The sequence below is a fragment of the Pseudomonas sp. GX19020 genome, from assembly GCF_023371075.1.
In the GTDB taxonomy this organism is placed as follows: domain Bacteria; phylum Pseudomonadota; class Alphaproteobacteria; order Rhodobacterales; family Rhodobacteraceae; genus Pseudogemmobacter.
In genome coordinates this window covers 114,677-128,775 of record NZ_JAMCCR010000012.1, presented here as the reverse complement: position 1 = coordinate 128,775, position 14,099 = coordinate 114,677, and the positions used below count along the sequence as shown (strand labels likewise).

Sequence of the window (14,099 nt, the reverse complement as noted above, 5' to 3'; positions counted from 1 at the left end):
GTTACTCTGCCGGGGGCTCTGTTCCCTCTTCGGCCGGGGCCTCCGGCTGGGCGGGGATATTGCCGGTGACGAGAATCGAGAAGCTGCGATCAGCATCCCCCATATCCGGTGCAAAAAGCGGGAAGGGCTCCGCAGAGCGGATCTGCGCCATGGCGATATTGTCGAACATCGGTTGCCCCGAACTTTCCGCGACCGCACTGGAGACGAGGCGGCCATCGGCGCCGGTGGTAAAGGCGACGCGTGTCGTGAAGTCACCGGTTATTCCGGCGTCGCGCAGTGTCGCGGTGTTCAGCCTGACGCTGTTGATCCGTGCGATCACTGCGGCGACATAATCTTCGGTCGTGGCGGGGGCCTCGGCTGCGCTCGCTGCTTCGGGCAGGGCTGCCTCGCCGGGCGCAGCCGGCTCTTGCGCAACAGCGGCAAGCGGAGAGAGTGACAGGCTGAGGGCCGCGAAAAGAGCAGTGAGGCGGGCGGCGGAAACGTAGGCGGTCATAGCAGATCCTGAGCAAATGGCCGGGTTCGTGCCCCGGCCAGGGGTGATGTCTGACCGTGCCGCGCTCAGGGTTCGGGCACCAGCGGCGACGCCGGGCTTGCCAGGGGCTGGGTGGTGGTCTATAGGCGCCAGCGTGGCCCAGCGGGCTGCGACTCACAACCAAGAAATGCCGTGTTGGCCCCATCCGTCGCAGGCGGGGCCGTTCCGGCCAGGAGTATGCGACATGAAACTGAATGAACTTCACGACAACGCTGGCGCCGCCCGTAAGAAAAAGCGCGTGGCACGCGGCCCGGGTTCGGGCAAAGGTAAAACCGCAGGGCGCGGTATCAAGGGCCAGAAATCCCGTTCGGGTGTGGCTATCGGCGGATATGAGGGTGGCCAGATGCCGCTCTATCGCCGTCTGCCCAAGCGCGGCTTCAACAAGCCGAACGCCAAAGAATATGCAGTCGTCAACCTGGGTCTGATCGAGAAATTCATCGACATGGGCAAGCTCGACATCAAGGCCGAGATCAACGAGGACGCGCTGGTTGCAGCCGGCCTGACCTCGAACAAGCGTGATGGTATCCGCATCCTGAACAAGGGCGAGATCAAATCGGCTGTCAAACTGAACGTGACCGGCGCTTCGGCCGCTGCTGTCGAGGCCATCAAGGCTGCTGGCGGCTCGATCACGGTAAAGGCTGACGCTGCGGCTGAATAAGCCAACAAAGCGGTTGTGAGCGGCGTCATCGTCGCTTACATCTCACTCACGTTTTCCTGCGCCGCCGGACCCGGATAAAACGGTCCGGCGGCGCTGTCCATGAAAGAGACCGGAAATGGCATCTGCCGCAGAGCAAATGGCCGCCAACCTCTCCTGGGGGGCTTTGGCCAAGGCGACCGATCTTCGCCAACGCATCTTCTTTACCATCGGCCTGCTGATCATCTATCGGCTTGGCACCTATATTCCGGTGCCGGGGATCGAAGGCGAGGCCCTTCGCCGCACATGGCAGGAGGTGGGGCAGGGGATCGGCGGGATGCTGAACCTGTTTACCGGCGGCGCCATGAGCCGGATGGGCATCTTCGCCCTTGGCATCATGCCCTATATCTCGGCCTCGATCATCGTCCAGCTGCTGGGCACGATGTATGAGCCCTGGAAGAACCTCAAGAAAGAGGGCGAACTGGGTCGCAAGAAGCTGAACCAGTATACCCGCTACGGCACCGTGCTGCTGGCGGTCTTCCAGGCTTACGGGATCGCAGCCTCGCTGCAGGCCGGTGACCTTGCGCATAATCCGGGCTGGTATTTCGTCGCGGGCGTCGTGATCACCCTGGTCGGCGGCACCATGTTCCTGATGTGGCTGGGCGAGCAGATCACCGCCCGCGGCATCGGCAACGGCATCTCGCTGATCATCTTCGTCGGTATCGTCGCCGAGATCCCGGCCGCGCTGATGAACTTCCTCGCACAGGGCCGTTCGGGCGCGATCTCGACCCCGGTGATCCTTGGCGTGATCGTGATGGTGATCCTTGTCATCGCCTTCGTCGTGTTCATGGAACGCGCTTTGCGCAAGATCCATATTCAGTATCCGCGCCGCCAGGTGGGGATGAAGGTCTATGACGGCGGCTCGTCGCATCTGCCGATCAAGGTCAACCCGGCCGGCGTTATCCCCGCGATCTTCGCCTCGTCGATCCTTTTGCTGCCGACCACCATCGGCACCTTCTCGGGCAATACGACGAACCCGGTGATCAGCTGGATCGCGCTGTATCTTGGCTATGGCACGCCGCTGCATGCCCTGGCTCTGGGTCTGCTGATTGTGTTCTTCAGCTATTTCTACACCCATAATGTCAGCTTCAAAGTTGATGAAGTGGCCGAGAATCTGAAGACGCAGAACGGGTTTATCCCGGGCATCCGTCCCGGCAAGAAGACCGAAGATTACCTCACCTATGTGACCAATCGCGTGCTTGTTCTGGGGTCTGCCTATCTGGCTGCCGTCTGCCTTCTGCCGGAATTCCTGATCGCCAATATCGGGCTGCCTTTCTACTTTGGCGGCACGTCGGTTCTGATCGTGGTGTCGGTGACGATGGATACGATCAACCAGGTTCAGTCGCATCTGCTGGCACATCAGTATGAGAGCCTGATCGAAAAGTCGCAGTTGCGCGGCAAGCGCAAGACGGGCCCGCGCGCGCCAGCCCGCCGCTAAGCCCGAGGTTAAGGGAGAGCCGGCACGCGAAGGCGTGCGGGCCTGAGGGAAAGGACAACGCTTTGGCGAAGAACATCATCCTGCTTGGCCCCCCCGGGGCCGGCAAAGGCACCCAGGCCAAGCGGCTCGAAACCGAGCGCGGCATGGTTCAGCTTTCGACCGGCGACATGTTGCGCGCGGCCAAAAGCTCGGGCACCGAAATGGGGAAGAAGGTTGCTGCGATCATGGATGCCGGCCAGCTGGTGACCGATGAGATCGTGATTGGCCTGATCGCCGAGCAACTGGACCGTGGTGCAGCTGGTGGTTTCATCTTTGATGGCTTCCCGCGCACCCTGGCCCAGGCCGATGCCCTGGGCGCATTGCTCGCTGCCAAAGGCACAAGACTGGACGCAGTGATCGAGCTGGTGGTGGATGATGAGGCCCTGGTTGGCCGTATCGTGAAGCGCGCCGAAGACGCTGCCAGTGCCGGCGAGCCGGTGCGTCCGGATGACAATCCTGAGGTCTTCGCCAAACGTCTGCGGGAATATTATAAACAGACCGCGCCCCTGCTGGGCTATTACTATGCCAAGGGTGGTCTGACCCAGGTTGATGGCATGGCCGCAATGGAGAGCGTTGCCGCCGGGATCGCGAAAGTTCTTGACAAGGCATGAAAATCCCGCGCGGGGCCTTGACCCGCAAAGCATTTGACCATATTGCACAGCGTCCCGGGGTGGAATCACCGCTCCGGGGTTTCCCATTTCGGGAAGATCGAATCGGCCGGAACAGTTTTGCTGGCCGGTTGTGAAAAAAGGTTCTGGAGCTACGGAACCGCAACGAAAGGAAATTACGCGTGGCACGTATTGCTGGCGTCAACATCCCCACCAATAAGCGCGTTCCGATTGCGCTTCAGTACATCACCGGCATCGGCCCGCATATCGCGCAGCAGATCGTCACCGCGCTGAGCATTGACCCGGCACGCCGCGTGAATGATCTCTCGGATGCAGAAGTGCTGTCGATCCGCGAATATATCGACGCGAACTTCACCGTCGAGGGCGACCTGCGTCGTGAAACCTCGATGAATATCAAGCGCCTGATGGATCTCGGCTGCTATCGCGGTCTGCGCCATCGTCGCGGTCTCCCGGTGCGTGGTCAGCGGACCCACACCAACGCTCGTACCCGCAAAGGCCCCGCAAAGGCCATCGCTGGCAAGAAGAAGTAAGGGGAGGCCTGACACATGGCACGTGATCCGAAAGCCGCCCGTGGTGGCAAGCGTAAAGAGCGCAAGAACATCGCCGCTGGCGTTGCTCATGTGAACTCGTCGTTCAACAATACCAAAATCCTGATCTCGGATGTTCAGGGCAATGCCATTTCCTGGTCGTCGGCCGGGACCATGGGCTTCAAGGGGTCGCGCAAATCGACGCCTTACGCTGCCCAGATGGCTGCTGAAGACGCCGGCCGCAAGGCGCAGGAACATGGCGTGAAGACGCTGGAAGTCGAAGTTCAGGGCCCGGGTTCGGGTCGTGAATCGGCGCTCCGCGCGCTGTCGGCCATTGGTCTGACCATCACTTCGATCCGCGACGTGACCCCGCTGGCGCATAATGGTTGCCGCCCGCCGAAGCGTCGCCGCGTCTGATCTTTCAAGATCAAGCCCGGGCCGTGCTGGTGCATGGCCCGGGCGTTCCTGTTTGACGGTCTGGTTCTCAGACTTCGTTAAAGACCCTCGGGCGCCGCGCTTCACCCGGAACATGGAAGCGATGGCAGGTATGGAGGCATAAGCATGATCCACAAGAACTGGCAGGAACTGATCAAACCGACCCAGCTGGTCGTGAAGCCGGGGAGTGACGCAGGCCGCGTTGCCACGGTCATCGCAGAGCCGCTGGAGCGGGGCTTCGGCCTCACGCTCGGCAACGCGCTGCGCCGCGTTCTGCTGTCGTCGCTGCAGGGCGCCGCGATCACCAGCGTCCAGATCGACAATGTCCTGCACGAGTTCTCCTCGGTGCCGGGCGTCCGCGAGGACGTCACCGATATCGTTCTGAACCTCAAAGGCGTTTCGCTGAAGATGGATGTCGAAGGGCCGAAGCGTCTTTCGATCTCGGCCCGTGGCCCCGGTGTTGTCACCGCGAGCGCGATCTCCGAGACCAACGGCATCGAAGTGCTGAACAAGGATCACGTGATCTGCCACCTCGACGACGGGGCAGACGTGTTCATGGAACTGACCGTGAGCACCGGCAAGGGCTATGTCTCGGCCGATAAGAACCGCCCGGAAGATGCGCCGATCGGCCTGATTCCGATTGATGCGATCTATTCGCCGGTCAAGCGCGTGTCCTACGAAGTGCAGCCGACCCGTGAGGGCCAGGTGCTCGACTATGACAAGCTGACCATGAAGATCGAAACCGACGGCTCGCTGACGCCGGATGACGCCGTGGCCTATGCCGCGCGCATCCTGCAGGACCAGCTGGCGGTGTTCGTGAACTTCGACGAGCCGGAAGCGGCACGTGGTGGCGAAGTGGATTCGGGTCTCGAATTCAATCCGCTGCTGCTGAAGAAAGTCGACGAGCTGGAACTGTCGGTCCGTTCGGCAAACTGCCTGAAGAACGACAATATCGTCTATATCGGCGATCTGATCCAGAAGACCGAAGCCGAGATGCTGCGCACCCCGAACTTCGGCCGCAAATCGCTGAACGAGATCAAGGAAGTGCTTTCGGGCATGGGTCTGCATCTCGGGATGGAAGTCGAAGACTGGCCGCCGGAAAATATCGAAGATCTGGCTAAGCGGTTTGAGGATCAGTTCTGAGCCGCATCGCCGGTTGACTGAACAAGGCCGGGGGGGCTAAGGCCCCCCGGACCCCCCGCCTCCCGCTTTGTGTGTGAGGGAGCACGATGAAGATCCGGGCAATCCCGCCCCAACGACGTCGGTCCAACGCAGACCGGCAACACAAAGTAAAAACGCTATAGGAGAGACCCATGCGTCACGCCCGCGGCTATCGTCGCCTCAACCGCACCCATGAGCACCGCAAGGCGCTTTTCTCGAATATGTCCGGCTCGCTGATCGAGCATGAGCAGATCAAGACTACCCTTCCGAAGGCGAAGGAACTGCGTCCGATCATCGAGAAGCTGATCACGCTGGCAAAGCGTGGCGATCTGCACGCCCGTCGTCAGGCTGCCGCCCAGCTGAAAGAAGACAAAGACGTCGAGAAGCTCTTCGCGATTCTCGGCCCGCGTTACAAAGATCGTCAGGGCGGCTATGTGCGCGTTCTGAAAGCCGGTTTCCGGTATGGCGACATGGCCCCGATGGCGATCATCGAATTCGTTGACCGTGACACATCGGCCAAAGGCGCAGCTGACCGCGCCCGTCTCGAAGCCGCTGAAGAGTGATCTCGCGCGACCGATCCCCGCCTGTCCGGGATCGGGATGAATAAAGGGCCCGCCTCTGAACGTCAGGGGCGGGCCTTATCTGTTCGGGTGCTATGGCTTTTACCTCGGTGCTTCCGGCTCTGATCGCTTCATGCGAAGCTGCGCCCATGACCGATCTCTTCGATTCCCTCAGAGGCCGCGTTGATCCGAAGCCCGCAGATGCGGGCGCGGCGCGCCCCTCTGCCGGCCGGATGTGGCCGAACAGCCTTACAGAGGTGAGAGGGCAGGCCCTGGCTTCTGAGGGCCCGCCCGGCGCGAGGCTGGTGGCCTGGTGTCGCAATCTGGCTTCGAGATAGTTCCTTCCAAACCCGGTACCCCAATGTCCGACCTTTTCGACAGCGCCCCCAGGCAGACGAAACAGCCGCTGGCCGCAGTGCTGCGCCCGCAGACGCTTGATGACGTGTTCGGCCAGCCCGATATCGTCAAGCCAGGCTCGGTGCTGCGCCGCCGGATCGCTGCGGGCAGGTTGGGCAGCCTGATCCTGTACGGCCCTCCCGGCATCGGGAAAACCTCGATTGCCAGAGCGGTCGGCAATATGCTTGGCAAGGAATTCCGCCCTCTGCATGCAACCCGTGCCGGCGTAAAGGACTTGCGTGAACTGGCGGACGAGGCCCGGATCCGGCCATTGCTGATCTTTGTGGATGAGGTTCACCGCTTCAGCGCAACGCAATGCGACGACCTCCTGTCGATCTGTGAGGAGGGCACGGCCGACTTCATCGGCGCGACGACCGGCAATCCCTACCACGTGTTGCCGCCCGCGCTGATTTCCCGCTCGCATATTCTGAAGCTTGAACCGCTGACTATAGAAGACATGGAACGTGTCCTTTTGCGCGGCCTTGCCCATCTGAAAGAGGAAGGCATCGAAGTGGTGCTGGAGCCGGCGCAGATGCGTCTCTTGGCGGGGCGGTCCGGCGGAGACGCGCGTCGGGCGCTCACAACGCTCGAAAGCCTCGCGGTGGGGCATGACCAGGCACGGGTGGTCATTACCGGTGAGATGATCGAGGAGGTCTATGCCTCGGCGCCGGTGAACCATGATCGCAGTGGCGATATGCATTACGATGTCGTCTCTGCCATGATCAAGGCGGCGAGGGGATCGGACCCGGATGCCACGCTCTATTGGCTGGCCCGGCTCATCCATGCCGGTGAGGATCCCCGCTACATTGCGCGACGGCTGATGATCCATGCTTCGGAAGATGTGGGTCTTGCCGATAACACCGCGTTGCAGACTGCGGTTGCCGCCCTGCATGCAGTGGAGAAGATCGGCTATCCTGAGGCCCAGATCATCCTGGCCCATGCCGCGCTGCATATCGCCCTCGCGCCGAAGTCGAATTCAGCCTGCCGTGGCATCGGGCTGGCCATGAAGATGGTAACCTCAGAGGCGCCAAAGCCGGTTCCCCTGCATCTGCGTGATTCTCATTACGCCGGGGCCGCCAAACTCGGTCACGTTGGTTACAGGTTTCCGCATAATGACCCGCGTGGCTGGGTTGAGCAGAATTACGCGGCGGGGCTGGCCAGGGGATCTCTCTACCAGTCTGACGGCAGAGGTGTCACATTCGAGGCGAGAGCGGCCGAGTATTGGGAACGTGTCACAGGTCTTCCCACCGTGCAAAGAACGCCGTCGTCAACGTCTGAGTGATGTGATCGGAGGCGCGACATTTCCACAAACCAGCCAGACGTCTGCGCAGTTCACGCCGACATGGCGCCGTGCGGCGGCGCTTCGGGCATGATATACTACCAGCCTGGCCTGGTTCAGGCTGGTAACCAGCGTTGAAATCCGCGCAGGCGACATTCATATGGCACAGGCTATAACGACGGCCACGCCCCGAAGACGTTCTTGCTGGGCAGGGCCGGTTTGCCCGGTGCTCTGAAGGTCCCGGCATTTACGGCCCGCCTGAGGGTTGGTGCGTGCTGAAAAGCGAATCGATTGCTTTGCCCGGCTGTGGCAGTGAGGTCGGGATGGCTGATGCGCGGGTGAGGGGCTTGACCTGTTAACGCTGAACGGCCATCTGGCCGCAGGAACACATGAAGGTGCACCGATGCTGGACGAGGCCGACGATATTCATCCGCTGTTTTATGGCGCTCCGAAATCGACCGAATTCCGCAAGCTGAGGAAACGCCTCGTGAGCCAGGTGCGCGAGGCAATCGACACCTATGGCATGATCCAGCCGGGCGCACGCTGGCTTGTCTGCCTTTCGGGCGGCAAGGACAGCTACACGCTGCTCGCCATCTTGCATGAGCTGAAATGGCGCGGGCTTTTGCCGGTCGATCTCTTGGCCTGCAATCTCGATCAGGGGCAGCCGGGGTTCCCTTCGACCGTGCTGCCGGAGTTTCTGGCGAAGATGGGGGTCGAGCACCGGGTCGAATATCAGGACACTTATTCGGTGGTGACCGCGAAGATTAAGCCAGGCGCGACGATGTGTTCGCTCTGTTCGCGGCTAAGGCGTGGAAATCTTTACCGGATTGCGCGGGAAGAGGGGTGTTCGGCCGTGGTGCTCGGGCATCACCGCGATGACATTCTCGAGACTTTTTTCATGAACCTCTTTCATGGGGGGCGGCTGGCAAGCATGCCGCCGAAGCTCGTGAATGAAGAGGGCGATCTGTTCCTTTACCGGCCTTTGGCCTTTGTGGCCGAGGCGGATTGCGACCGTTTTGCCCGCGCGATGAACTATCCGATCATCCCCTGCGATCTCTGTGGCAGCCAGGAAGGGCTGCAACGGGCCCAGGTGAAAAAGCTGCTTGATGAGTGGGAAACGCGCACGCCGGGCCGCCGTCAGGTAATGTTCCGGTCGCTGATGAATGTGCGCCCCTCGCATCTTGCTGACCCCGGCATCTTCGATTTCCTCGGGCTGATGACCGGAGAACCCGGAGAAGTTGAGGAAAATGTGAAACATCTTCGTCTTCCGGATTAAGAAAGCCCATACAGGTTTCGCCAATCCTGCTCTGCGATGGCCCTGCGCCATATCAGAGAGGGTTCCAGTATGTCGGCTCGTCCCAGCACTGCCCGCACCCGCAGGTATCTGAAAGCCCTGGGCTGTTTCCGGCGGCCGGAATTTCTTCTGTTCCTGCCCGCGATCACGCTTGCGGGGTTCTGGCTGGGCGGAGAGCGGGCGCTGATCTTTCTCGCGCTTGGCCTGCCGCTGGTGATCGCCATCGCCGGGCCGGATCCCTTGCGGGTGCCGATGCCACTGGGAGACAAGGACGAGGGAACATCGCTGCAACGGGCCATTGGGGCGATGGACCGGATGTTGCCACTGGTCACGGATAACGGGCGCAATACGGCCTGTCTGATCGTGCAATTCGACAACCTGACCAATACGCTGGAACGCCACGGCCGCGCCGCCCATACCGAAGTGCTGGAACGCGCGACAGACCGTATTCGGGGCGCGCTGAGGGCAGGGGATCTTGTGACCAATCCGCTTGGCGCTTCGGCGGCTGTGGTGCTCTCGCCGGTGAGGCGGCTGGATCTGGAAAGCATGGTTCAGCTTTGTGCGCGGCTCCAGGACGCGGTGGCGGAACCGATTTCGCTGGGCGGTTCGCGACTATACATCACTTGCTCCATCGGTTTTTGTATCGGGGGCTACTCACCCGAGGCGACGGGGCGGTCGCTGCTCGATGCGGCCCAGGCGGCGGCAGATGAGGCGCTTGGCCATGGGCCGGGCGCGATCCGGGCCTTCTCGCGGGATATGGCCGAACGCAGTGTCGTGCGCGCTGCATTGCGCGATGATCTCGAAGAGGCGCTCGATAAGGGTGAGATCCGTGCCTGGTTTCAGCCGCAGATTTCCACTGATACCGGCGAAATTTCCGGTCTCGAGGCGCTGGCACGCTGGCATCACCCGCTGCGCGGCGTGCTTTCTCCGGCGGAGTTCCTGCCGCTGGTCGAAAGCAGCGATCTGAGTGATCGTCTGAGCGAGACCATGCTGTCCCATGCGCTGGTTGCGCTGAAAGACTGGGACAAGGCGGGGTTGCAGGTTCCCACGGTCTCGGTCAATTTCTCGGCGGCGGAACTGCGCAACCCGCGCCTGCCAGACCGTATCCGCTGGGAGCTGGAGAGATTCGATCTGAAACCGGCCCGACTCACGGTCGAGATCCTTGAAACCGTGGTGGCCCAGGCCGAGAATGACGTGATCGTGTCGAATATAGCGCAACTTGCCGCGATGGGTTGCGGCATTGACCTCGACGATTTCGGCACAGGCCATGCTTCGATCTCGACCATCCGGCGCTTTACCGTGCGCCGGCTGAAGATCGATCGCAGCTTTGTCACCCGGGTGGACCAGGATCGCGATCAGCAGCGCATGGTGTCGGCGATCATCTCGCTGGCGGATCGGCTTGGGCTGGAGACGCTGGCCGAAGGTGTGGAGACCGCAAACGAGCATTCCATGTTATCGCAGCTTGGGTGCCGCTTTGTGCAGGGCTATGGAATCGAACGGCCGCTGAACCCCGAAGACACGCTGGAATGGATCCGTAAACACCAGAACCGCCCCGACCGCATCCCACGGATTGGCGCGCGGGGCGGTTGAGACCCGCGCCTTCGAACACCGTGCCCTGGCAGGCGGAATGCGCTGTTCTGCCGGATACCGGCCCGGTTCGCCGGCTTTTCCGGCGAAACCGCTTGACCTTTCGCCCCCCCTTCTGTTGAAGACCGCTGATCCTTCCTTACATGCGGCAGCGGTTCAGAATATGGACGAGAAAAACAACAAGAACCTCATTCTCGCCATGGTGCTCAGCGCTCTGGTCATCCTGGTGTGGTTCTGGCTCTTCCCTCCGCCGGAAACGACGGCTCCGGTTGAGACCGCCACGACGGAACAACCCGGTGCCGCTTTGCCTGAGGCGGGCGTTGTCGCAGGTTCGGAGCCGGTTCCCGAAGCGCCGCGTCTGCGGGTAGAAACGCCTCAGCTGGAAGGCTCGATCTCGCTGCGCGGTGGCCGTATCGACGATCTGCGTCTGAAAAATTACCACGAGACCATCGAAGATGACTCGCCGATTGTCCGTCTGCTGACGCCGCAAGGCGAGCAGGGCGCCTGGTTCGCGCTCTTTGGCTGGCGCCCCGCCGGTTCGCTGACCGAGGGCGATGTGCCCGGGGCGCAAACCGAATGGACGCCGGTGACCACCGGCGCGCTGTCGCCGGGCAATCCAGCGAAACTGACCTGGGACAATGGCAAGGGCCTGACCTTCACCCGCGAGATCTCGGTGGATGAAGAGTTCATGTTCACCGTCAATGAGACGGTTGCGAACAGCGGCACCGGCGATGCCTCGATGTTCTATTACGGTCAGATCCAGCGCTATGGCCTGCCCGCGAATATGAAGAGCTTCTTCATCTTGCATGAAGGCGCTATTGCCCGCGCCGATGGCAAGCTGACCGAAACCACCTATAAAAACATCGTCGCTCTCGACCCGGTCGAACGCGAGGCCGCCCCGGCCAGTGTTGTCGAAGCCTCGGACGGCGGCTGGATTGGCTTTACCGATCACTACTGGATGTCGCTTCTGGTGCCTGAACAGGGCAAGCCGATCACCCAGGTGACGAAATATGTGGCCTCGCATGACCTCTACCTGACCGAGGCGCGTCAGCCGACCGTGATCGTGACCCCGGGCCAAAGCCTCACCACCTCGACCCGCTTCTTCGTCGGTGCCAAGGAATGGGAAGCGATCCGCGACTATCAGAACGAGCCGGGCTTCGTATCAAAACTGTTCGGTGCCAAGGTCGATGAGGCCCGTGCCCCGATCCCCGGGTTCATCGATTCGATTGACTGGGGCTGGTTCTACTTCCTGACCAAGCCGATCTTCGCGCTGCTGCACTGGATCCATGGTCTGATCGGCAATATGGGCCTTGCGATCATTGCACTGACCTTCGTGCTGAAGCTGATCGTGCTGCCATTGGCTTATAAATCCTATGTCTCGATGGCGCGGATGAAAGAGCTGCAGCCCGAGATGGAGGCGCTCAAGGAACGGGCCGGCGAAGACAAGCAGCGCCTGCAAAAGGAAATGCTGCAGCTTTACCGCGACAAAAAGGTCAATCCGGCGGCAGGCTGCCTGCCAATCCTGATCCAGATTCCGATCTTCTTCTCGCTTTATAAGGTGATCTTCGTCACCATCGAATTGCGGCATGCGCCTTTCTTTGGCTGGCTGCAGGACCTCTCGGCGCCCGATCCGTCATCGCTCTTCAACCTGTTCGGCGCGCTGCCCTGGGATGCACCGGCGACCGGCTCGATCCTGCATCTGGTCTTTATCGGCGTGCTGCCGATCCTCCTCGGCGTCAGCATGTGGCTGCAGCAAAAGCTGAACCCGGCGCCCACCGATCCCGTCCAGGCCTCGATCTTCGCCTGGATGCCCTGGGTGTTCATGTTCATGCTTGGCGGCTTTGCTTCGGGCCTGGTGGTTTACTGGATCACCAACAACGTCATCACCTTCTCGCAGCAGTTCATCATCATGCGCAGCCACGGGCACAAGCCGGATATCTTCGGCAATATCCGTTCGGGCTTTCGCAAGAAGGAAGCGGCGGCCAATGCCAATAAAGCGCCCGCCGGCAAGGTCGCGGATAAAGGCAGTGCGAAAAAGAAATGACCAGTGAAGGGCGCCTCGCGCAAATCTTCCGTCACCCGATTAAGGCCCACGGACGCGAGCAACTCGCGTCCGTTCGGCTGTCGGAAGGCGAGGCGATGCCCTGGGATCGCCACTGGGCCGTCGCGCATGATCTGTCGAAATTCGATCCCGCGGCGCCGTCCTGGAAGCCCTGCATCAACTTTCAGCGCGCGGCACGCAGCCCGACGCTGATGGCCATCGAGGCGCAGTTCGATGAGGTGTCGGGCGAGATGCGGCTCACCCATCCGGAACTGCCGCCCCTGGTCTTCTTTCCCGGAAGCGAAGGCGAAAAGCTGATCGACTGGGTGCTGCCGATCAGCCCACAGCTGAGGTTTCGCCCGGTCGCGCTGGTGCACGCGCCGGATCGCGCAATGACAGACACGGCCTATGCCAGCGTTTCGATCAAGAACCTCGCTTCAAATGCCGCACTCGGGCAGAAGATGAAGCGCGACCTCTCAATCCATCGGTGGCGCGGCAATCTTTGGGTTGATGGTTTCGCGCCCTGGGAAGAGATGAACTGGGTAGGACGGCGGTTGCGGATTGGCGCGACCGTGCTTGAGATCCGCGAAAGGGTGGGGCGCTGCCGTGCCACCATGTCGAATCCGGAAACCGGCCAGGTTGATGCGGATACATTGGATGCGCTGATGGAAACCGTCGGCGTGCAGGATTTCGGTGTGTTCGGCACCGTGCTGGAGGGCGGTGAGATCCGCCCGCAAGACAGGGTCGAGGTACTGGCATGACGATGGCGTTTACCCTTGCTGCAGAACCGGAGGACGCGGCGCGCGAAACCGGGCGGCTGCTTTTTGCCGGACCAGTCGATTTTGTGAAGGGCGTGACCACTATGGCGGCACTGCCACCGGCTGATCGTGTGGAGGTCTGCTTTGCAGGTCGCTCCAATGTTGGAAAATCAAGCCTGATCAATGCGCTGACCACGCGCAAAAGCCTCGCGCGCGCGTCGAACACCCCGGGCCGGACGCAGGAGATCAACTTTTTTACCCTCGGCGACAGCCGCTATCTCGTCGACCTTCCCGGCTATGGTTTCGCCGAAGCCCCGGTGGCTATCGTGCGCAAATGGCAGGAATTGCTGAAATCCTATCTTGCCGGGCGTCAGACCCTGCGGCGTGCTTTTGTTCTGATCGATACGCGCCATGGCGTGAAAGCGGTAGATGACGAGATCATGGGACTGCTCGACCGGTCGGCGGTGACCTTCCAGGTCGTGATGACCAAGGCGGATAAGGTCAATCTCGCCACCCGCGAGGCCAATATCGAGCAGGTGAAACAGGCTTTGCAAAAGCATCCGGCCGCTTATCCCGAGATCATCGTGACCAGTTCAGAAAAGGGCGAGGGCGTCGAGACCCTGCGCGCCGTGATCGCAACGCTGGAATAGGAGCCGGTTTCTGAACAGAAACCGGACCGGAGTTTTTCTTAAAACTCCGACGCACCTGGCTGCCGGATTCCCTCCATTC

General features: G+C 61.3%; 14 protein-coding genes. 13 read left to right on the top strand and 1 reads right to left on the bottom strand.

What is annotated here, in order from left to right:
• Nucleotide 1: 1 nt before the first annotated feature.
• Nucleotides 2-493 (bottom strand): energy transducer TonB, encoded by a 492-nt coding sequence (locus tag M3484_RS17215; RefSeq protein WP_249498456.1) that lies wholly within the window; start codon nt 491-493, stop codon nt 2-4.
• 223 nt (nt 494-716) lie between these two features.
• Between M3484_RS17215 and rplO the strand changes: the two genes are divergently transcribed.
• The 13 genes from rplO (at nt 717) to yihA (ending at nt 14,020) form a co-directional block, all read left to right on the top strand.
• Complete coding sequence (gene rplO, locus M3484_RS17210; protein WP_249498455.1) at nt 717-1,190, top strand: 50S ribosomal protein L15; 474 nt, start codon at nt 717-719, stop codon at nt 1,188-1,190.
• A gap of 115 nt (nt 1,191-1,305) precedes the next feature.
• Entirely contained in the window at nt 1,306-2,664 is a 1,359-nt protein-coding gene (gene secY, locus M3484_RS17205; protein ID WP_092899201.1) for a preprotein translocase subunit SecY, read from the top strand.
• 62 nt (nt 2,665-2,726) lie between these two features.
• Nucleotides 2,727-3,314, top strand: a complete 588-nt coding sequence (locus tag M3484_RS17200; protein ID WP_092899199.1) for an adenylate kinase — start codon at nt 2,727-2,729, stop codon at nt 3,312-3,314.
• 179 nt (nt 3,315-3,493) lie between these two features.
• Nucleotides 3,494-3,862: a 30S ribosomal protein S13 gene (gene rpsM / locus M3484_RS17195; protein ID WP_092899197.1), complete on the top strand. Its 369-nt coding sequence runs from the start codon at nt 3,494-3,496 to the stop codon at nt 3,860-3,862.
• Nucleotides 3,863-3,877: 15 nt separating this feature from the next.
• Nucleotides 3,878-4,276 (top strand): 30S ribosomal protein S11, encoded by a 399-nt coding sequence (gene rpsK / locus M3484_RS17190; protein ID WP_092899195.1) that lies wholly within the window; start codon nt 3,878-3,880, stop codon nt 4,274-4,276.
• A 144-nt stretch (nt 4,277-4,420) separates the two neighbouring features.
• Nucleotides 4,421-5,437 (top strand): DNA-directed RNA polymerase subunit alpha, encoded by a 1,017-nt coding sequence (locus tag M3484_RS17185; RefSeq protein ID WP_092899193.1) that lies wholly within the window; start codon nt 4,421-4,423, stop codon nt 5,435-5,437.
• A 170-nt stretch (nt 5,438-5,607) separates the two neighbouring features.
• Nucleotides 5,608-6,018 carry a 50S ribosomal protein L17 gene (gene rplQ, locus M3484_RS17180; RefSeq protein ID WP_092899191.1) on the top strand — a complete coding sequence of 137 codons (411 nt, stop codon included), beginning with the start codon at nt 5,608-5,610 and terminating at the stop codon, nt 6,016-6,018.
• Between the two features lie 358 nt (nt 6,019-6,376).
• Nucleotides 6,377-7,693: a replication-associated recombination protein A gene (locus tag M3484_RS17175; RefSeq protein WP_092899189.1), complete on the top strand. Its 1,317-nt coding sequence runs from the start codon at nt 6,377-6,379 to the stop codon at nt 7,691-7,693.
• Between the two features lie 400 nt (nt 7,694-8,093).
• Nucleotides 8,094-8,966: a tRNA 2-thiocytidine(32) synthetase TtcA gene (ttcA, locus tag M3484_RS17170; protein ID WP_249498453.1), complete on the top strand. Its 873-nt coding sequence runs from the start codon at nt 8,094-8,096 to the stop codon at nt 8,964-8,966.
• Nucleotides 8,967-9,035: 69 nt separating this feature from the next.
• Entirely contained in the window at nt 9,036-10,574 is a 1,539-nt protein-coding gene (locus tag M3484_RS17165) for a putative bifunctional diguanylate cyclase/phosphodiesterase (protein ID WP_249498451.1), read from the top strand.
• A 160-nt stretch (nt 10,575-10,734) separates the two neighbouring features.
• Nucleotides 10,735-12,615, top strand: a complete 1,881-nt coding sequence (gene yidC, locus M3484_RS17160) for a membrane protein insertase YidC (RefSeq protein WP_249498449.1) — start codon at nt 10,735-10,737, stop codon at nt 12,613-12,615.
• Entirely contained in the window at nt 12,612-13,373 is a 762-nt protein-coding gene (locus M3484_RS17155; protein ID WP_249498448.1) for an MOSC domain-containing protein, read from the top strand. Before yidC ends, M3484_RS17155 begins: the two co-directional genes overlap by 4 nt.
• Nucleotides 13,370-14,020, top strand: a complete 651-nt coding sequence (gene yihA / locus M3484_RS17150) for a ribosome biogenesis GTP-binding protein YihA/YsxC (RefSeq protein ID WP_198837613.1) — start codon at nt 13,370-13,372, stop codon at nt 14,018-14,020. Before M3484_RS17155 ends, yihA begins: the two co-directional genes overlap by 4 nt.
• Nucleotides 14,021-14,099 lie beyond the last annotated feature (79 nt).

Bases quoted from the DNA above. Each gene is read 5' to 3' on its own strand.
- M3484_RS17185 (WP_092899193.1), top strand. From the start codon at position 4,421: ATGATCCACAAGAACTGGCAGGAACTGATCAAACCGACCCAGCTGGTC.
- M3484_RS17215 (WP_249498456.1), bottom strand. From the start codon at position 493: ATGACCGCCTACGTTTCCGCCGCCCGCCTCACTGCTCTTTTCGCGGCC.
- M3484_RS17165 (WP_249498451.1), top strand. From the start codon at position 9,036: ATGTCGGCTCGTCCCAGCACTGCCCGCACCCGCAGGTATCTGAAAGCC.
- yidC (WP_249498449.1), top strand. From the start codon at position 10,735: ATGGACGAGAAAAACAACAAGAACCTCATTCTCGCCATGGTGCTCAGC.
- rplQ (WP_092899191.1), top strand. From the start codon at position 5,608: ATGCGTCACGCCCGCGGCTATCGTCGCCTCAACCGCACCCATGAGCAC.
- rplO (WP_249498455.1), top strand. From the start codon at position 717: ATGAAACTGAATGAACTTCACGACAACGCTGGCGCCGCCCGTAAGAAA.
- M3484_RS17175 (WP_092899189.1), top strand. From the start codon at position 6,377: ATGTCCGACCTTTTCGACAGCGCCCCCAGGCAGACGAAACAGCCGCTG.
- ttcA (WP_249498453.1), top strand. From the start codon at position 8,094: ATGCTGGACGAGGCCGACGATATTCATCCGCTGTTTTATGGCGCTCCG.
- yihA (WP_198837613.1), top strand. From the start codon at position 13,370: ATGACGATGGCGTTTACCCTTGCTGCAGAACCGGAGGACGCGGCGCGC.
- M3484_RS17155 (WP_249498448.1), top strand. From the start codon at position 12,612: ATGACCAGTGAAGGGCGCCTCGCGCAAATCTTCCGTCACCCGATTAAG.
- rpsK (WP_092899195.1), top strand. From the start codon at position 3,878: ATGGCACGTGATCCGAAAGCCGCCCGTGGTGGCAAGCGTAAAGAGCGC.
- secY (WP_092899201.1), top strand. From the start codon at position 1,306: ATGGCATCTGCCGCAGAGCAAATGGCCGCCAACCTCTCCTGGGGGGCT.